Here is a 17,240-nt window from a genome sequence, read left to right as displayed (position 1 = left end):
GTAGGTATTGCGGCCATAGCATGAGGGTTATACCTGGACTCGTTTCGATCCCAGTAGTGAAGTCTTTTTGCGTTTTGTTTGTGTACTATGGTTTTCTATGGGAATTTCATTTCGCTGCAAGCCTTCTATTACAATTATTACTTTCTTTTTTTGACATTTTTTTTTTGCTTAATACCCGTATTGAAATTTTTCAGTGATTTTATGAATATTAAAATATTAGATACCACATTGCGTGATGGGGAACAGACTCCAGGTGTATCATTAACTCCGTTGGAAAAACTAAGAATAGCTTCAAAGCTTGATGAAATTGGAATCGATTTTATTGAAGCAGGTTCCGCCATTACATCTGAAGGTGAACGAGAATCCATTAAGGAAATTACTAAACAGGGGTTTAATGCAGAAATTTTAAGTTTTTCAAGACCTTTGACTGTCGATATAGATTACTGTCTTGAATGTGATGTTGATGCAGTCAACCTTGTTGTTCCCACTTCTGATTTGCACATTTCAGATAAATTGAATACTACTAGGGATAAACTCATTGATTTATCTAATGATGCAATTGATTATTGTAATGATCATGGTTTGATTGTTGAGATATCTGCCGAAGACGCTTCCAGGAGTGATGTTGATTTTTTAAGGGAAGTCTTCTTGAATGCAATTGACCATCATGCAGACAGGCTTTGCGTATGTGATACTGTTGGAATATTGACTCCCGATTCATCATATGACCTATTCAATAAGCTGAATGATTTGAAGGCTCCCGTTTCTGTTCATTGCCATAATGATTTCGGACTTGCTGTTGCAAATACATTATCAGCAGTTAAGGCAGGGGCCAGCGAAATCCACACTACCGTTAACGGTATTGGGGAGCGGGCCGGAAACACCTCTTTTGAAGAGTGTGTTGTCAGCATTGACAGATTGCTTCCGGATTTTTCAACTAACGTTCAAATCAGTGAAATTTATGACATTTCCAAATTGGTTGCAAGATCCACTGGAGTGTATATCCAGCCAAATAAGGCGATTGTTGGCGAAAATGCTTTTGCCCATGAATCAGGAATCCATTCAGATGGAATCATTAAGAATTCCGCCACTTATGAACCTATAACTCCCGAACTTGTAGGACGTAAGCGCAAGTTTGTCCTCGGAAAGCATATGGGGACTCATGGACTTGATTCCAGATTGAAGGAACTGGGTCTCAACGTCAATAAGGATCAGCTGAATCAGATTTGCAATGATATTAAGGATTTGGCGGATAAGGGAAAAACTGTTACCGATGTTGACCTGCAGGCAATTGCCGACAATGTCTTGCAGATAAATCATGAGGACAGAATCAGGTTGGATGAGGTAACCATCGTTTCCGGAAACAAGGTAATGCCTACCGCATCCGTTAAGGTCACAATCGATAATGAGGAAATTCTAAATGCGGGAGTGGGTGTAGGTCCTGTTGATGCTGCAATCAATGCGCTCAAATCATTGGACATGTTCAGGGATATTGATTTGATTGAGTATCACGTAGACGCAATCACCGGAGGTACTGACGCTTTCATTGATGTGATTATTAAATTGCAGCAGGAGGACAAGGTTGTTTCAGCCCGTGGTACTGAACCTGACATTATCAATGCCAGTGTGAAGGCATACATTGCCGGGGTAAATAGGTTATTAAGGGATTAATATGCATATGGACAATATTCAAATATTGGGATTCAGGGCAAACATCGATTCTGTTGGGGATGTGCTTGATGAAATCAACTCCATCAAGGATGATGGTGAGATTATCCAGCTTTTGAATGCGGATTCTGTAGTTTCAAAAAATCATATAATTCATGGCGTCAATCAGGCGTTTCTTGCATTTGAACGTGGTGAAAATTTGGCCAATGACTTAAGTGTGGAGATAGTTTTAAGATGTTCTGCCCAGCGCCAGATTTCAAAGGCATTTAAAATTTTAGGCCTGAAGGAAGGAAATATGGGGCTATGTGCAATTTTGATAAATTCAAAGGATTACACTCAGGAGTTATCTTCTATTTTTACTAGAGATGATGATGTTTTAATCCCAAATGAGGATAAGCTGGTTGAAATATATAAAATCAGTGATGATGAACTTCACAACATGTCTATTGAAGAGATTATTATTGACAGAATCACAAAACTTACAGTCGACATGTGACTTCATCGATTATCTTATCAAGATACTCATTTTTCAGGCATTTGTAATCCAGGTTTTTTATTTCTACACATATCGCCTTTTGTTTCACGCGATTATAGTTGGGGCATGTTGTTATGAATCCGCTTTTGTCTGTTGTCAGTGTCCTTTTCAAATCCCAACATATTGACTTTGCATCATCGTTCGGTATAATTACATTAAGCCCTCTTTTATCTGCATGTATTGCATTAGGTATATGTTTTTTTACATAGTCTGTTGCATTTAATGATACTTCAAGGTTATCTTTAACTTGATTAAGTTCATTATCTATACCACTACATACTATTTGTGATGTTTTGCTTAATTTTTGGGGGAGAGCAGTTTTTTTGAAAACTTCCTCATCGTCAGCTGTAATGAATCCTCCGCTTCCCGCATTGATAATTTTTGGAGAACCTGTTGATGCAAGGACGATGTCTGAATTTTTGCCCAGATTGTTTTTATCGTCTCCGATTCCTGCCGAAGCGTCTTCAATTGTGGTAATGTTTCTGTCATTGCAATATCTGCAGATGGATTTGACGTCCTGCTCGGCGCTGTAACCCGCAAAACTTGTAAATATCAGTGCTGATGAATCTTGAATGTCCAAATCATCCAGATAATCGGTATTTATAATTCCCAAATCGGTCTTTACAGTGATTATGTTCTTATTCAGGAATCTGGCAATCTGCTTAAATCCGTGCCATGCTCCCTGGTCCGGAACAATGATGTCTCCTTCAACGGCAGAAAGTGCAATAAAGATGCTGTTGTTTCCGCTTGAGGTCATCTTGACGTATTCCTTGCCGGTCAGATCCTTAATCTTATTGATGCAGCTTTCCTCATAGTCCTTTTCGACGTTGCCTTTAGCAACTTCAGACATTATTTCCAAGGTTCTCTTTGAAGGGGTTTTAAATTTAAACATTGTTCTCACTTTTAAAGTACATGTCAAGGGTTGTCTGTTTTGTGTGAAGCATCTCATTCAGCAGTGTTCCCTGCTTCACGTATCTGCTGATAGGTATTTTCAGTTTGGTTCCCGCATATTCCAGACACTTTTCCAGGGTTTCAAATTCCAGGTATGGCTGCAGCATTGCTTCCTTGATGTTTTCACGAACATTGAAAACGCCCAATGGAACATATCCGTCATAGGCTTCTCTCAATATTATCAGTCCGGATTGCTTTTTAATCTTCATCAGGTAATCAAGGACGGCCATTTTGGCGGTGTAGTAGCAGCCTCCAACAATGGAATATTCCTTTTTGCCGCCGTTGGTTTCATAATCCGAAAATATTAGTTCTTCGTTTTTCATTAGTTTGATGAATGCCTCATACCATTCGTATTCCCATTCTCCTGGAGTCAGGATGATTACATAATAGTTGTTCAGGGCTCCGAATTCAAAGACCCTGTATGTATCCAGTATTTCAAATTTTCTCACTTCCTTGAGAAACTCATCCGCCAGTGTTGAATCGCATGCTGTGATTGACCAGCGTGTCGGAACCAGTTTTCTGTTGTTTTTGATTCCTATTGCACCTACAGAAAATGCCTTTTGCATTGCAGAAAATGGAACGTCCTTATTGTGCAGGTTCAATACCGCTTCGGTTGCCTTCAAATCGGTATCATAGAATGTCTTTTCCAGTTGCTTGTCCCATCTCACCGCATCGATGTCGAATTTCTCGATGACAGCACTTGGTCCGTGAGGCATGCTGTCTTCTGAAAGCATTGACCCCCTGGGCCTTTTTCCGAATGTCGCTTCGCTGTCGATTGATTTTGATGCAAGTGAAATGTCCTGAAGTTTTTCGACAAAAGGATTTTCCAAATCATCAATCTTGATCAGCTGCTTGCCCCTTACAAGGTTCATCCTGTAGTTAATGATTTCTTCCTGGGTTTTGTTCTGGCCGAGCCACTCTTCCGGAGAGTCCATGATATGTGTGTCTCCCATTTGGGAACTCATCATGGGGCCTGCATAGACCTTGGGATATGACCATCTGCCGATGAAGACTGATGGGGGTGTTGTCCCTTCCAGGTTTTTGCCGACCTTAACAGATTTCATCTGGATTTGTTCTGTCAGTTTGGCTAAATATGCATTTTTTGTGGTTTTCATAATATTCTAAAAAAAGTAAAAAAATTAAAAATACTGCAGTTCAGTATTTTTAACAGAATTCGATGGTTGCAGGTGGTTTATCACTAATTGATAAAGCGACATGGGTAACTTCAGAAATTTCGGAAGTGATTCTTTTTGAAATGGTTTGAACAACATCCCAAGGAAGTTCAGCAACGGATGCGGTCATCGCATCAATTGAGTTGACCACTCTGACTATAACAAGGTATCCGAAGTCTCTTTGGTCTCCTTTCACACCTGTAACTTTGGTGTCAGTCAATACGGCGAAGTATTGCCATACGTCCTTATCAATGCCTGCTGCTTCAATTTCATCGCAAACAATCTTGTTTGCTTTTCTGCAGATTTCAACATTTTCTCTTGTCAAATCTCCAACAACACGAACTCCAAGTCCAGGTCCTGGGAAAGGTTGTCTGTAAACGGTGGTTGCAGGCAATCCTAATTCGTCACCGATTTCCCTTACTTCATCTTTGTAGAGGTCACGAATAGGTTCGCACAATTCAAGTTCCATTCCGCTTGGAAGGGCAAGGTTGTGGTGTGATTTGATTTCGCCTTTGGTTTCAATCCAGTCAGGAGCAATGGTTCCTTGCACCAGGAATTTTGCATCGGATTTGATTGCTTCCCTTTCAAATACTTCGATAAATACTCTTCCGATAATTTTACGTTTTTCTTCAGGGTCTTCAACACCTGCAAGCTGATCCATAAATTCATCTGAAGCATCAACAAACTTAAAGTTTAGCCTGTCTTTGAAAGTGTTGGTAACTTGTTCGACTTCACCTTCTCTTAAAAGACCATGGTCAACAAAAACTGCAGTTAGGTTATCGCCAATAGCCTCTTGGACAAGTACAGAACATACTGAACTGTCTACTCCGCCGGATAAAGCGATGATTGCTTTTTCATCACCAATTTGGTCTTTGATTTTTTGGATTGCATCTTCAATAAATTCTTTAGGACTTAACATTTTATTCCTCTTCATCTTCTTCTTCGTAATCTTCAATTATTTGTTTGATCATGGCTTCCAGGCCGTTGTCATTGCCTGATTCAATAGCTTCAAAAATGTCATCAAATTTAACATATTTTTCTAATTTAACAGATTTTTGGCCAATACCAGAAATTCTAAAGCCGTATTCTTCATCGCCAATTGGGATGTTTACATACTGCTTTTTTAATCCGGTCTTAAATTCATTTGCTTTATCTCTTAAATCATCAGCGTTATCAATCATTATTACACCTATTTTTTACAGATTTCATAAAAGTTTTTAAATATTATTTCTCCTTTTGGAGTATGATGCACTTCAGGGTGGAATTGAATTCCATAAACTTCCTTATCCTTATGTTTAAAGGATTCAACATCGCACAAAGTGGAACTGGCCAGGATTTCAAAATCTTCGGGAATTGTTTTCACTTCGTCTTTGTGAGAAGACCAAACATCCATTTCTGGAGCCAATCCTTTAAATAAGTTTTCATCATTATTGATATTAATTTTAACCTGAGCATAACTTTCAGTATCTGATGTGGTAACTTCCCCACCGTATGTTTTAGCAATCAATTGATGGCCAAGACAGATTCCTAGAATCGGAATGTCGAAGTGTTTGATGTATTCCTCGCTGTTTCCTGCACCTTCAAGAGAAGGTCCTCCACCTAAAATAAGTCCAATAGGATTTTTAGCTTCGATTTCTTCGATGCTCAAATCATTTGAGACAAGTTCGGATGGAATCTTAAGGTATTGTAAACTTCTAGCGATTCTATGGTTATATTGGCCTTTGTTATTAACTACTACTATTGTCATGTTATGCTCCATCAAAATATAATGATATTATTTTTGGCTTTTTTATTTATTATATTTTATTAATTTCTTACAATATCTTGATTGATTTTGCAATTTCAGTTATGAATTTTTCATCCCCTCCTTCGATGATGATTACATGGTCATCATCATGATATATGCAGGCGACATCAGTATCTTCATATCCGTTCATGTCTGTTTTTTGGATGATTTGGGTCAGATTTGGAGACAGCTCCTTCAATTCATCGTTGTCGCTTCCGCTTATGTTTTCAATCATTGATTTGGAAAAATCGATTCTTTCGCCGGTATTGTTGTAGTATGTGTCCTCAACGTATCCCTTATCAAAGGAGGTAATGGTCAGATCTTCCCCATAACATCTATACATTTCTTTAATCAAATCATCGTTTTCTTTGACTTTCCCGAAACTTGATCCTAATGGGGCCTCAACTGAAAAGTCCTCAAATTCAACGGTTTCCTTTTGAAAATTCAGGAATACGACAATGGAAGTTAAAAACAGTATAACAATAATTATTATCATCAGATTTCTTTTTGTCTTATTCATTCTATCATCTAGTATAAGGAATATTTTTCACTAAATTTATATATTAAGATTAATAAATTTGAATTACATGGAACTTCAAGATTTAATATATATAATAATTGCTATATTTGCAGCAGTAGTGTTGCTTAAAGTATTCATGTGGTTATTGCCTGTAATTGTAGTGTTGCTTATCGCATTTTTCATCTACATGTTCCTAAAGGAACGATATTAACTTTTTAAATCTTCAAAGGCAGAAGTTGCAGCAACTGCACCTTCTCCACATGCAACAACCCACTGCTTTAGACCTACACAGACATCACCGATTGCATAGACATAATCCACATTGGTTTTCTGTTTTTTATCTATGATAATGTGTCCGGATTCATCCAGGTCTATATCCAATTGTTTTGCAAGTTCAGTGTGGGGAATGTAGCCTACGCTAACGAAAACTCCATTGATAGGCAGTTCTTTAAGTTCTCCAGTTTGTGTGTCCTTTAATATGACTGACTCAACGAGCATTTCTCCTTTTATCTCTTCGACTGTGGCATTGAGTATTGTTGGAATTTCGGCTTCCTTTATCTGATTTTGAAGGTGCTTTTGAGCCCTGAATTCGTCTCTTCTGTGGACCACAGTCACATTGGCGCCGAGGTTTTTGAGGTATAGCGCTTCCTGCAGTGCACTGTTTCCCCCGCCGACCATGATGATGTCACGTCCGGCAAAGAAGAATCCGTCACATGTGGCGCAGTAGCTCACACCTTTTCCCTTAAATTCCTCTTCTCCTTTGGCTTCAAGCTGTCTGTGGGAACTGCCTGTTGCAAGGATTATTGCCTTTGACAGGTAGGTGTCCTTGGTTGTTTTAACTGTGAACCGGTATTCCTCATCAGTTTTTGTGATTTCAGTAACCTCTTCCATCTCCCTTAAATCGCAGTTTCTGGTTGCCTGGGCTTTCATCTTTTCAATCAGCTCCAGACCTGAGATGTTGTCAAAGCCGGGATAGTTTTCCATTTCCGGAACTTCACGTCCCAGTCCTCCGGCCAGGTCTCTGTCGATAATCAGATTCTTGGTTCCCTGACGACCAGCATAGATTCCTGCTGTCAGTCCGCCCGGTCCCGCTCCTATAATAATGATGTCATACTCATTCATGTTTTTACCTCAAATTTATATTTGATTTTAGTTATTTTAATATATATGTTGAATGAAACTAATTAATATGACTAGAATAGAAGATGCAGTTCAATTGTTTGAAGATGGTTATGTGTGCTCACAGGCAGTATTTGCCGCTTTTTCAGAAGATTTAGGGCTTTCAAAGGAACAGGCTCTAAAGATTGGCGCCTGCTTTGGAAGCGGAATGAGAAAAGCGGAAGTATGCGGAGCATGCACCGGCGCTTTGATGGCTTTGGGCTTGAAGTATGGAGAGGACAAATCTAAAAGCAATGAGGCTTGTGTAAGATTACTGGATGATTTTGAATCTGAAAACGGCTCTTATATCTGCAGGGATTTGCTCAACTGCGACATCAGCACTGAAGAGGGTGTCGAATATGCACGGGAAAATAATCTCTTTGGGGAATTATGTCCGAAAATGGTTGAGTCTGCGGCCAGAATCCTTGAGGAATTGATCTGATTGAGGCGGTATTGTGGGAATCTGTCCACGATGTGGGTCTTGGATTGATGAAGGCGAACCTTACTGTCCCGAATGTTGCTATATGGGAGAAGATGAAGAATATGGCGATGATACTGTCACCATCGACGGAAGAGATTATAATGCAGCTGAGGTGGAAAGGGTATTGGAGAATTACTGCTATACTTTAGAGGATTTGGAATACGGAAGAATCGATGATGAGGATTTGGAAAATATTATAGACGATTTGTGGTAATCTCCTCAAGGCACCCATTACCCCTTTTGCTTTCCATTTAAATCTATTCAAAAAATTATTAGTTGTTTAAAAAAATAATATTTGTAATGTAATATTTTATTAGGGGAGGGAAAAATTTTTATGAATAAGAAATTCATGATAATGGCATTATTCATTATTTCTTTATTGGCCGTTTCTGCTGTAAGTGCTGAAGATAATTCCACTTTTGATGTTTTAAATGCAAAAGACCAGAATGAAGAGATAATATATGCATCTGATAATATTTCGGTTTGTGATGTCAATAATACTTTAACGGTTTCACCGGCTGATTCATTTGAAAATTCATACGATGAAAACATATCTGTCCAGGAATCTGATGCTGTTTTGGAAAATGACGGTGAATCCCCTTTGTATGGTATTGTGGATATAGGTGCAAACAGTATGAAATTAGAGATATACAAGATTAAGAATAGTGGAAAGCCTAAATCCGTATTATCCTTATCTGAAAAGTCTGTGACTTCAATTTATGTTGAAAACAACAATCTGACAAAAGAGGGAATAGATGCGCTGGTGTCTGTTTTGAAGGATTTTGATGAAGTCATGAACCTTGTCAATGTCAAAACAAAATTTGTGTTTGCAACAGCCAGCCTGAGAAAGATTGACAATTCCGAAGAGGTGATTGCAACAGTCAAGAAGAAAGTCGGATTGGACATTAATCTGTTGAGCGGTGAAAAGGAAGCAAATACGACTTTTAACTCTGTAAAGGATAGTGAATTGACAACCGATAATGGTATTGTAATTGATTTGGGAGGAGGAAGCTGTGAAGTAATTGATTTTGTAAATAAGCAAATAATAACTTCTGAAAGCATGCCGATCGGTGCAGAGTCCTCCTACCAGGAATATGTCAGCGGAATGTTTCCAAATCAAACAGAGATTATTAATATAAAAAATAGGGTATTGTCTGAGCTTGACAAACTTGTTGTGGATAATTCCACTCAAAGAGGGGACCTGTTCGGTATAGGCGGGTCAGTTAAAAAAATTAAAAAAGTTCTTCAGTATCTTGGATATATTGATGATGTTAGCTATATTCCGGTCTCAATGCTGGATGACCTGTTAAATGAATTCAGCGAGCCGACCAGGGAGAATTATGAAAAGATTCTCAATGTCGATGCGGAAAGGATTAACACTTTCTTACCTGGCTTGATCATTACAAAAACAATTGCCGAATATTTCAACGTGACATATCTTCATTTCTGTAAAAATGGGGTAAGGGAAGGAATACTGATGGAAATACTTGAAAATGAAAGCCATGAAGCTCAAAATAAGCAAAATGTTTCATTGGATGTCGCAGATATTAGTATTGCTGCTGATGAAAATGCTGAAATTCAAATTGTCCTTCCAGAAAATGCAACAGGTACAGTAACAGTTAAATTGACTGAGAATGTCTACACAGCTTCACTTTTAAACGGAAGTTGTGTGATTGTTCTTCCAAAACTCGAATCAGGCAATCATTCTGCTAAAATAACCTACAGCGGTGATGACAATTATGTGTCCAACAAGACAAAAATCAACATTCATGTCAAATCAGCATCCCTTTATGCACATGACATGACCCGCTCCAGGAATAGTGACTATGACTATCAGGTTAAATTGGTTGATGAGAATGGAAATGGCATTGCAAGCAAATTGATTTCATTTAAAGTTCTCTCAAATCAATATTATGCAATGACTGATGAAAAGGGAATTGCCAATGTCAGGGCGAACCTGAATGTAGGCACATATTCCGTGTTTGTTTCTTCAGAAATCGCCGGAAATGTGACAAAGACCTTGAAAATCGTAAATCGCATTCAAAGCAATAAGGATCTGACAGTATACTATGCAGGCAATGCCGAATATAAGGTCCGAATCATCGGGGATGATGGAAATCCTGAAAGTGAAGGGAAAAACGTAGCGGTTCTCATTGACAACAAGATGCAAAACCTTAAGACAGATAAAAACGGATTTGTTACAATTAAGATTGGCAGTAACTTTAAGGTGGGCACACATTCCATCGAAATCAGATATAAGGGTGTAAGTGCCAGGAATAAGGTTGTCGTAAAGCATCTGGTCAGCCTCAAATCAGCATCCGTCAATAAATCCGCCAAAAAATTGGTATTGGCCGCAAGTTTGGCAAAGGTCAACGGCAAATATCTCAAGAATAAAAGGATTGTCTTCAAGTTCAAAGGAAAAACCTACAAGGTAAAAACCAACTCTAAGGGTGTTGCAAAGGTTAGCATTAAAAAATCAGTCTTGAAAAAGCTCAAAGTTGGCAAAAAGGTAGTTTATCAGGCAACATACCTTAAAGACACAGTCAAAAAGACTTCTAAAGTTAAAAGGTAACTCGCTTCGGCGGTTACTTCACTTTTTTTGATAACGTGATGCACAAGTTTATTTAAATGGTTTACCATAAATAATCTTATATAGTCTTAGGTTGGGGAATTATGAACTTGAATTTCAAAAAGGCTTTTAATATTGTTCTGATATTTTTAATTTTATTAATTACTTTGTGTGCCGTTTCAGCTCAGGATAACGATACACAAATTATTTTGCAGGATATGGGGTTCTCTGAAAATGAGGATAATGGATTAAGTATCGATTATGAGGAAAACGTAGCTAATGATCCTCAAATTGAGATAAATGAAATAGATTGGTATTATAATGGAGATAATGTTCTTGAAAGCTATATAAAAGATGCTAATGGAATTCCAATTAAAGATAAACAAATCAGTCTATTCATAGATGGAAAACAGTATGACAAAACCTCAGATGATTTGGGAAAAATCACATTGGATTTAAATTTAAAACCAAACAGCTATGTGGGTGTCACTAATGATGAAAATAGAATATGCCCTTCAGGCAACGATTTGATTATTGGGAAATATAAAATGCCTGTTCAAATCAAAGATTCTAGTTATGTTGTCTGTAAAAATTCTAAATCTAAGGTAACCGCAAATGCAAAAACCCCTGCGGGCGAAGACTGTTGCTCTTTTTATTTGCAGGTGAGCGATACTGAAGCAGTCGGAGGATTTAGAAGGGACAATATTGCGTCAACCACTATCACTGTAAAACACTGCACCATAAAAGGATTGCCCGCCGTGAAACATTATAATTCTAATCGTTTTGTTCACTTAATTGTCTTTTCTAATGGGTGGATAGTAGGTAATGGCGGACTTGACTCCACAGGTTTCATCAAAAGAATGGAAAGCTTGTCTGCAGATATGGTTAGGTCAAATAAAATTAAAATGTCCTCCATAAAAAAAATCTATAGGTATAAAAGAGATGTCAATTTCGGACATTTTGCAATTAAGGCTCCAAACGGCAAATATGCTGTTGTGTGGAAAAATAAAATCATCACAGGCAAATTAAAACCAGGTCAATTCCTTTGCACACCTAATTTTAAACACTATTATCGTCACAGCACTTATGGTAAATACAGTAAGGATCCCGCTAAAGCCGCAATCAAAGTAGGGGCCACTGACAGGTATGGTGTATATAGGAGGCAGATTGTAGTTCTTCATTGGAAAGCTACTTCAGATAATATGTATAAGACAACATCTTCACTTAAATGTTATGCTGCAAACGACAACGGCAAATTTGTTGGCGTATCATCCGGCAGATTAGTAGACACCGTTAAATTTAAAGGCAAAGCTGTCAGAGGATATAAACTTCCAAAAGTTCCAAAAATGAAATATATGGGTTATCATAAATTCGGAAACATTGATAATCTTATTAAAACTCCAACAATTGTACATGCTCCGGATATAAAAAACCATTTCAATGCGGCGGAATACTTTAAAGTGAAAGTTATAAACAAAAATACTAAAAAAGTCGTTAGGGGAGTAAAAATTAAAATTAAATTAACTTCTGGAAGCGACTCACAGGTCTTCACCGTAAAAACAGATAGGGGAGGCATTGCTAAATTAAATACCAAAACCTTAAAAGCGGGAAGCTATAATGCTAATATAAATACAGCGGATTATAAATATAAAATTTCAGGCATAAGTAAAATAACCATTATATAATCCGGTAAATGTCTAGTGTTAGTATGTGCAGTATTTATGAAATTTTATTCTAAATTTTGAGGTGAAGATATGGAAAACAGGAATATTATCATAATTTTAGTTGCTGTTGTTATCGTTCTTGCAGTTGTTGCTGGGGCAATGTTTTTACAATCCTCTAATGTAAAAGAGCCAACTAAAATTAAAATAACAAGTGATAAAGAGCAATATGAAGGAGGGAAACTAAAAATACAACTAACTGAATTAAACAAAACACCAATATCCAAACAAAAAGTTAACATTACAATTACAAACAAGAAAGGCAAGGTTGTGGTCAATGAAACTGTCAAAACAAATTCCAAAGGACAGGCAAAACTTGATTTGAACTTGAAAAAGGGCAAATACAATGTTAATGTTACTTATAGTGGTAATGAAAACTACACTGGAAACAGCACAACACAGAAATTGAATATTAAAGAGGAAGTTACGGAAACTGTAACTGAAGAATCTTATTCTTCAAGTTCTGGTGGATATACTACAGAACCGGTATATGATGGGCATACCGAGTCATATAAAGATGGGGTTAGAGGGGTTTATAGTCCCTCTGGAGAATTTTTCATTGATCCTACACAGGACCCTAACTATAAAACTTTTTAATAAATATATGTTATTCTAAACATCTATATTTCTTAATTTTTACAGTTTATATCTTCATATAAATATCAATCGGTCTTAGACTATTTCTTAATGTAAAAAGAGAGAGTATTGGTGTTTAAGTGACTAGTTTAAACACCATGTGTTTTTTTTGAGGAAAATTATATATTGGCAGATTTTTTTTTAATTTTCCGAACGACTTGTATCAAATTTGCAAATTGTGAAAAATCTAATTCAACACAATTCTAAGTTTGGAGAGTATTAGTATTTTTGACTAATAATGTAGAGTGTTTTAGGTTTACCTAAATTTCATCTCTATTACTTACTTTGTCACCATAGTATATAAAGCTTTGCATTTTTTTAGGTATGCCTAAATTATATTACAAAGTATAAAAAGAAAAAATGGCGCATTGTTCATGGGCTTTTCATTGTCTGTTCCAATCAAAAGATTGATTAATGCCGAATGAAAGATTATGATTAACAACAGGTGATTAAATGTTTGGAAACATGAACAAGACTAAGGCATATGCATATCTTGCGGGAATATTTTGTGCCTGCATGATTGCATCCAACATATTGGCTACCAGAACTTTGGAAATAAGTTTCATAGCATTGCCATGTTCAATATTAACATTTCCTATACTATTCATCGTTAATGATATCCTTTCTGAAATTTACGGCTTTAAACTGACAAAAGATGTTATCTATTTGGGTTTTATCATCAATGTAGTGGCGGTTGGCCTATATCAGGTTGCCATGATGTTTCCTTCAAGCAGTCCCAATGCTCCTGCATTTGCAGCGCTTCTCTCAACAACTCCTCGGCTATTTGTGGCAGGGCTTGTTTCCTACATGCTGGGCAATCTCTTAAACTCCCAGGTACTTGTCAAATTAAAGGAAAAATATCATAATCTGCTTTTTGTACGTGTTATAGTGAGTACCATAATAGGGGAAACAGTCGATTCGGTTATTTTCATTTCAATTTCATTCTATGGAGTTCTGCCGAATGAATTGATTGTGACCATGATCTGCTGTCAGATAGTGTTCAAGGTATTGTATGAACTGATATTCTATCCTGTAACTCGAAAAGTGATTTTAAAAATAAGGACCTTGGATGAGGGGTCACTGTTTGGTTAGAATTAAAAAAAAGGGTATTTTAATCAGATATTATGGATTTTTACCATAGTATTAGATTAAAAGACTATCCTTTTAAATTAATTTAATTCATCGAGCAGTTGAAAAACTCTTTCAGATTTAATTTTAGATTTTAATATCATTTTGTTTAATGAATCTGAAGTAATTTTATCGTAATCCGCTTCATTTCTCATTTTTCTTAACTTGTCTAATTCTTTCGAGATGGTTTTTCCAATATTATTTTTCTTGAATCTTTCATGCTTTCTAAAGATTTTTGAAGTTTCCCCATGAACATCTGATTTTTTGGAATGCATTGTTTCGATTTTTCATTCAAAAAAATATCATTTTCGTTTAAAAAATCACGTATTGTACAGAAAGTGCCGTAATAATATCTGCTAACACCAGTTCTTTGTTTTGCTTCGTTAGATTGATTAATATATGAATCTGCTAGATTGTTGAATTCGCACCATTCAAATTCTTCAGATTGTTTCATTCAAACTACTCCATAATTAATAATATTTTGTCTGCGGAATTGCTTTCAAACAATTCGTATAATCTTTGTTCTAATAGGTCTTCAATTTTCAAGGAAGTTATGGTATCTATGGAAGTGAAAATGTTAATCTCTAACTGGAGATAATCTTCCTGGAATTCCTCGTAGAATTTAATTTGTAATTTATCGTAGTTTATTTCGCTTTGAATTAAATTTGGCAGTTCAAAAATAATTTTTTCAAGTTCGGTGTCATTACTTACAAATTCACATATTTTTTTTAAATCATCATTTGGGATTTGAAAGTTTTCTATTATGAACTTTTCTAATGTTATGGTGCTAGTTTTTTCTTCATAGGATGGAATAAATATTCTTTCTGTTTCTTGAAACTTTTGAATCATTAAATTAACCTCCTAATAGTGGTAAATTATAGAATATGATATGTTCTAAATTCTATATAAATATTTGCTATTAAATGAGGTCAATTTTCTTTAATGAGGTCAATATTGACGTCCTTTTGTAAAATGCATCAAAAATATTAATTTATATAATTAAAAAAAGGAGTTGTTGGAAACTCATTCGAGTTTCCTTAAATTAGTTTTTGAATTTCTTCACGAACGATTTTGTTTACGAGTCCACCATCGGCTTTTCCTTTGAGCTGTTTCATGCACATGCCCATCAATGGACCCATTGCACCCATCTGACGTTCCTTAACCATTCCTTCATTTTGAGCTACTATGTCTGAAATTATTTTATGAACATCCACTTCGCTCATCATGACAAGATTGCTTTTTTCGGCAATTTCTGAAATTTCTGTGTCAGGTGCCTTGATGGTTTCGACTGCGAGTTTTCTTACGCTGTCCTTTGCAATTTTGCCGTCAGCCAATAATGTGAATATCCCTTTGAAATGATCTAAAGTTAAGATGTTAACATCATGCCCTTCCCTTTTGATTTCTCTGAGGTCATATGCAAGAAGTGAAGCGACAGGTGTTGCATCAACATCAACATCAGCCAAAATTGCCTCAAACATGTCTGCCTCTTGCCTTTTGACAAGCTGTGTTGCCAAGTCTTCGCTTAGCTTGTACTCTTCAATGATCCTGGCCTGTTTGACATCTGGCAATTCAGGCAGGTTGTTTGCAATAGGCTCGATTCTGTCTTCAGTAATCTTGAATAATGGAATGTCGGTTTCAAGATACATCCTGTTTGCGGTAGGAAGAGGTCTCATGTATTCGGTGTTGCCGTCATCAAGCGCTTTTCTTGTCTCTTCAACGACACCGTCTAAACCTAATTGAGCTCTTCTTTTAACTTCCTCTAAAGCGGATATTGCAATGTCCTCATCATGCGCTACAATGATGAATGCGTCCTCTTCGCCTATGTTTAAAAATTCTGCAATCTTGTCAACTTCATCCTGTTTGATTCCATAAGCAGGCAATTCGTCAGAGTGGAAAATTCCTGCAACTCCACGTTTTTTGGCGTAGCTTGCAATTTCAGTTCCGAATCTTCTTCCAGGCTGCACTTCACGGCCGATCAGTCCGTCATATCCTTTCAATACAACAGCCTTGATGGTTTCAGCTGATTTCAAGATCTTGGATTCTGTGTCTTCAAGAAGCTCATCCAAATCATGGATTTCCTCAAGGACTTCTGCATTTCTTGCCTGGAGCTCATTTCTGATATCAATAAGTGCCAGTTGCCTTTGAACTTCACGGTTGACTATTTCAGCCATCAGGTCCAAGTCCTGCACACCTTTGATTTCCACACGTGCCCCTTCGGCAATGGAAATGTTCAGGTCCTGTCTGATTGTACCGAGTCCTCTTTTAACGTTGGTACTTCTCAATATCTGACCGAGCATGTATGCAACTTCCCTTACTTGATCAGGATGGTGCATTGAAGGGTCTGTTGTGATTTCTGCAAGAGGTATTCCCAAACGGTCTAACCTGAATTCGGTAAATCCGTCCTTGGTTTCAACCCTTCTTGCTGCGTCCTCTTCAAGACCTAAGCTTTCAATGACCACTTTGCCGTAAGGTGTTTCAAGATAACCGTCGGTTGCAACCATACCGGTTCTCTGGAAACCACCTGTGTTACTTCCGTCAATGACCTGTTTTCTCATTGTGTGGAATTCGTCAACAATGTGCATGTTCATAAGGCATGCGATTGTGATACAGATGTCCAAAGCCTCTTCATTCAGGCTATGAGGCGGTTCGTCATCGTTTTCAACAAGGCAGGTGTGCTTTGCAAAGTTTTCATATTTGAAGTTCAATCCTCTGAGTGATTCCTGCAGTGCAGCACGGTCGATTTCACCAAGCTCTGATTGGGTTGGCCTCAGTTTCCTTTGGATAAGTTCATCAAAATCATTGTCAACAAGCTCTGTTTTACATGGACAGAACAGCTTGTGCTGGCTGTTCAATTGTTGGTGAATTTCAAGTCCCATTTTCAATCCTAATTTTTCATAATCGTATTCCATGCTATC

At 37.1% G+C, this 17,240-nt stretch carries 19 protein-coding genes and 1 rRNA gene; 10 read left to right on the top strand and 10 right to left on the bottom strand.

Going from position 1 to position 17,240, the window contains the following annotated elements; all coding sequences use genetic code 11:
* Positions 1-5: 5 nt before the first annotated feature.
* The 3 genes from rrf (at position 6) to cgi121 (ending at position 2,164) form a co-directional block, all read left to right on the top strand.
* Positions 6-123: ribosomal RNA gene (rrf, locus tag ACJMML_RS02260) — 5S ribosomal RNA — on the top strand.
* A 78-nt stretch (positions 124-201) separates the two neighbouring features.
* On the top strand, positions 202-1,671 hold the full coding sequence (locus ACJMML_RS02255) for a (R)-citramalate synthase (RefSeq protein WP_405305773.1): 1,470 nt from the start codon (positions 202-204) through the stop codon (positions 1,669-1,671).
* A 1-nt stretch (position 1,672) separates the two neighbouring features.
* Complete coding sequence (cgi121, locus tag ACJMML_RS02250) at positions 1,673-2,164, top strand: KEOPS complex subunit Cgi121 (protein WP_405305772.1); 492 nt, start codon at positions 1,673-1,675, stop codon at positions 2,162-2,164.
* Here the strand turns inward: cgi121 and ACJMML_RS02245 are convergent.
* From ACJMML_RS02245 to ACJMML_RS02220, 6 genes are all read right to left on the bottom strand, one after another.
* A complete protein-coding gene (locus tag ACJMML_RS02245; protein ID WP_405305771.1) occupies positions 2,148-3,095 on the bottom strand; it encodes a DegT/DnrJ/EryC1/StrS family aminotransferase in 948 nt (315 codons plus the stop codon). The two genes, cgi121 and ACJMML_RS02245, sit on opposite strands and share 17 nt — an antisense overlap.
* Positions 3,088-4,269 (bottom strand): hypothetical protein, encoded by a 1,182-nt coding sequence (locus ACJMML_RS02240; protein WP_405305770.1) that lies wholly within the window; start codon positions 4,267-4,269, stop codon positions 3,088-3,090. Before ACJMML_RS02240 ends, ACJMML_RS02245 begins: the two co-directional genes overlap by 8 nt.
* A gap of 49 nt (positions 4,270-4,318) precedes the next feature.
* A complete protein-coding gene (guaA, locus tag ACJMML_RS02235) occupies positions 4,319-5,245 on the bottom strand; it encodes a glutamine-hydrolyzing GMP synthase (RefSeq protein WP_303738642.1) in 927 nt (308 codons plus the stop codon).
* Position 5,246: 1 nt separating this feature from the next.
* Positions 5,247-5,507, bottom strand: coding sequence for a hypothetical protein (locus ACJMML_RS02230; protein WP_303738641.1), 261 nt, complete (start codon positions 5,505-5,507; stop codon positions 5,247-5,249).
* Positions 5,508-5,515: 8 nt separating this feature from the next.
* Positions 5,516-6,073, bottom strand: a complete 558-nt coding sequence (locus ACJMML_RS02225) for a GMP synthase subunit A (RefSeq protein WP_405305769.1) — start codon at positions 6,071-6,073, stop codon at positions 5,516-5,518.
* A 67-nt stretch (positions 6,074-6,140) separates the two neighbouring features.
* Complete coding sequence (locus tag ACJMML_RS02220) at positions 6,141-6,632, bottom strand: hypothetical protein (protein WP_405305768.1); 492 nt, start codon at positions 6,630-6,632, stop codon at positions 6,141-6,143.
* Between the two features lie 67 nt (positions 6,633-6,699).
* On the opposite strand from ACJMML_RS02220, the gene ACJMML_RS02215 reads away from it, so the two are divergent.
* A complete protein-coding gene (locus tag ACJMML_RS02215; RefSeq protein ID WP_405305767.1) occupies positions 6,700-6,843 on the top strand; it encodes a hypothetical protein in 144 nt (47 codons plus the stop codon).
* On the opposite strand, the gene trxB is transcribed toward ACJMML_RS02215, so the two are convergent.
* On the bottom strand, positions 6,840-7,754 hold the full coding sequence (gene trxB / locus ACJMML_RS02210; RefSeq protein WP_405305766.1) for a thioredoxin-disulfide reductase: 915 nt from the start codon (positions 7,752-7,754) through the stop codon (positions 6,840-6,842). The two genes, ACJMML_RS02215 and trxB, sit on opposite strands and share 4 nt — an antisense overlap.
* A gap of 67 nt (positions 7,755-7,821) precedes the next feature.
* Here trxB and ACJMML_RS02205 point away from each other — a divergent pair, with 67 nt between their 5' ends.
* From ACJMML_RS02205 to ACJMML_RS02180, 6 genes are all read left to right on the top strand, one after another.
* Complete coding sequence (locus ACJMML_RS02205; protein ID WP_405305765.1) at positions 7,822-8,232, top strand: C-GCAxxG-C-C family protein; 411 nt, start codon at positions 7,822-7,824, stop codon at positions 8,230-8,232.
* A gap of 13 nt (positions 8,233-8,245) precedes the next feature.
* Positions 8,246-8,485, top strand: a complete 240-nt coding sequence (locus tag ACJMML_RS02200; protein ID WP_405305764.1) for a hypothetical protein — start codon at positions 8,246-8,248, stop codon at positions 8,483-8,485.
* 120 nt (positions 8,486-8,605) lie between these two features.
* Positions 8,606-10,843, top strand: coding sequence for a hypothetical protein (locus ACJMML_RS02195; RefSeq protein WP_405305763.1), 2,238 nt, complete (start codon positions 8,606-8,608; stop codon positions 10,841-10,843).
* A gap of 101 nt (positions 10,844-10,944) precedes the next feature.
* Positions 10,945-12,525, top strand: a complete 1,581-nt coding sequence (locus ACJMML_RS02190) for a hypothetical protein (protein ID WP_405305762.1) — start codon at positions 10,945-10,947, stop codon at positions 12,523-12,525.
* A gap of 69 nt (positions 12,526-12,594) precedes the next feature.
* Positions 12,595-13,158 (top strand): Ig-like domain-containing protein, encoded by a 564-nt coding sequence (locus ACJMML_RS02185; protein WP_405305761.1) that lies wholly within the window; start codon positions 12,595-12,597, stop codon positions 13,156-13,158.
* 492 nt (positions 13,159-13,650) lie between these two features.
* A complete protein-coding gene (locus ACJMML_RS02180; RefSeq protein ID WP_405305760.1) occupies positions 13,651-14,289 on the top strand; it encodes a queuosine precursor transporter in 639 nt (212 codons plus the stop codon).
* Positions 14,290-14,494: 205 nt separating this feature from the next.
* Here ACJMML_RS02180 and ACJMML_RS02175 read toward each other — a convergent pair whose 3' ends face one another.
* The 3 genes from ACJMML_RS02175 to gatE form a co-directional block, all read right to left on the bottom strand.
* Positions 14,495-14,779 carry a hypothetical protein gene (locus ACJMML_RS02175; protein WP_405305759.1) on the bottom strand — a complete coding sequence of 95 codons (285 nt, stop codon included), beginning with the start codon at positions 14,777-14,779 and terminating at the stop codon, positions 14,495-14,497.
* A 5-nt stretch (positions 14,780-14,784) separates the two neighbouring features.
* Positions 14,785-15,174, bottom strand: a complete 390-nt coding sequence (locus ACJMML_RS02170; protein ID WP_405305758.1) for a hypothetical protein — start codon at positions 15,172-15,174, stop codon at positions 14,785-14,787.
* A 188-nt stretch (positions 15,175-15,362) separates the two neighbouring features.
* The gene (gatE, locus tag ACJMML_RS02165; protein WP_405305757.1) at positions 15,363-17,234 is read right to left on the bottom strand and encodes a Glu-tRNA(Gln) amidotransferase subunit GatE; all 1,872 of its coding nucleotides are present in this window, start codon (positions 17,232-17,234) and stop codon (positions 15,363-15,365) included.
* Positions 17,235-17,240 lie beyond the last annotated feature (6 nt).

This window comes from Methanobrevibacter sp. (assembly GCF_045130115.1).
In the GTDB taxonomy this organism is placed as follows: domain Archaea; phylum Methanobacteriota; class Methanobacteria; order Methanobacteriales; family Methanobacteriaceae; genus Methanocatella.
Note: the sequence above shows the minus strand (reverse complement) of the source record. Positions and strands in the feature narration are given on the sequence as shown.

Excerpts from the sequence above, each read along its gene's own strand:
- ACJMML_RS02215 (WP_405305767.1), top strand. The coding sequence starts at position 6,700 with ATGGAACTTCAAGATTTAATATATATAATAATTGCTATATTTGCAGCA.
- gatE (WP_405305757.1), bottom strand. The coding sequence starts at position 17,234 with ATGGAATACGATTATGAAAAATTAGGATTGAAAATGGGACTTGAAATT.
- ACJMML_RS02220 (WP_405305768.1), bottom strand. The coding sequence starts at position 6,632 with ATGAATAAGACAAAAAGAAATCTGATGATAATAATTATTGTTATACTG.
- guaA (WP_303738642.1), bottom strand. The coding sequence starts at position 5,245 with ATGTTAAGTCCTAAAGAATTTATTGAAGATGCAATCCAAAAAATCAAA.
- ACJMML_RS02170 (WP_405305758.1), bottom strand. The coding sequence starts at position 15,174 with ATGATTCAAAAGTTTCAAGAAACAGAAAGAATATTTATTCCATCCTAT.
- cgi121 (WP_405305772.1), top strand. The coding sequence starts at position 1,673 with ATGCATATGGACAATATTCAAATATTGGGATTCAGGGCAAACATCGAT.
- ACJMML_RS02255 (WP_405305773.1), top strand. The coding sequence starts at position 202 with ATGAATATTAAAATATTAGATACCACATTGCGTGATGGGGAACAGACT.
- ACJMML_RS02185 (WP_405305761.1), top strand. The coding sequence starts at position 12,595 with ATGGAAAACAGGAATATTATCATAATTTTAGTTGCTGTTGTTATCGTT.
- ACJMML_RS02240 (WP_405305770.1), bottom strand. The coding sequence starts at position 4,269 with ATGAAAACCACAAAAAATGCATATTTAGCCAAACTGACAGAACAAATC.
- ACJMML_RS02225 (WP_405305769.1), bottom strand. The coding sequence starts at position 6,073 with ATGACAATAGTAGTAGTTAATAACAAAGGCCAATATAACCATAGAATC.
- ACJMML_RS02205 (WP_405305765.1), top strand. The coding sequence starts at position 7,822 with ATGACTAGAATAGAAGATGCAGTTCAATTGTTTGAAGATGGTTATGTG.
- ACJMML_RS02195 (WP_405305763.1), top strand. The coding sequence starts at position 8,606 with ATGAATAAGAAATTCATGATAATGGCATTATTCATTATTTCTTTATTG.
- ACJMML_RS02175 (WP_405305759.1), bottom strand. The coding sequence starts at position 14,779 with ATGAAACAATCTGAAGAATTTGAATGGTGCGAATTCAACAATCTAGCA.
- ACJMML_RS02230 (WP_303738641.1), bottom strand. The coding sequence starts at position 5,507 with ATGATTGATAACGCTGATGATTTAAGAGATAAAGCAAATGAATTTAAG.
- trxB (WP_405305766.1), bottom strand. The coding sequence starts at position 7,754 with ATGAATGAGTATGACATCATTATTATAGGAGCGGGACCGGGCGGACTG.
- ACJMML_RS02180 (WP_405305760.1), top strand. The coding sequence starts at position 13,651 with ATGTTTGGAAACATGAACAAGACTAAGGCATATGCATATCTTGCGGGA.
- ACJMML_RS02245 (WP_405305771.1), bottom strand. The coding sequence starts at position 3,095 with ATGTTTAAATTTAAAACCCCTTCAAAGAGAACCTTGGAAATAATGTCT.
- ACJMML_RS02190 (WP_405305762.1), top strand. The coding sequence starts at position 10,945 with ATGAACTTGAATTTCAAAAAGGCTTTTAATATTGTTCTGATATTTTTA.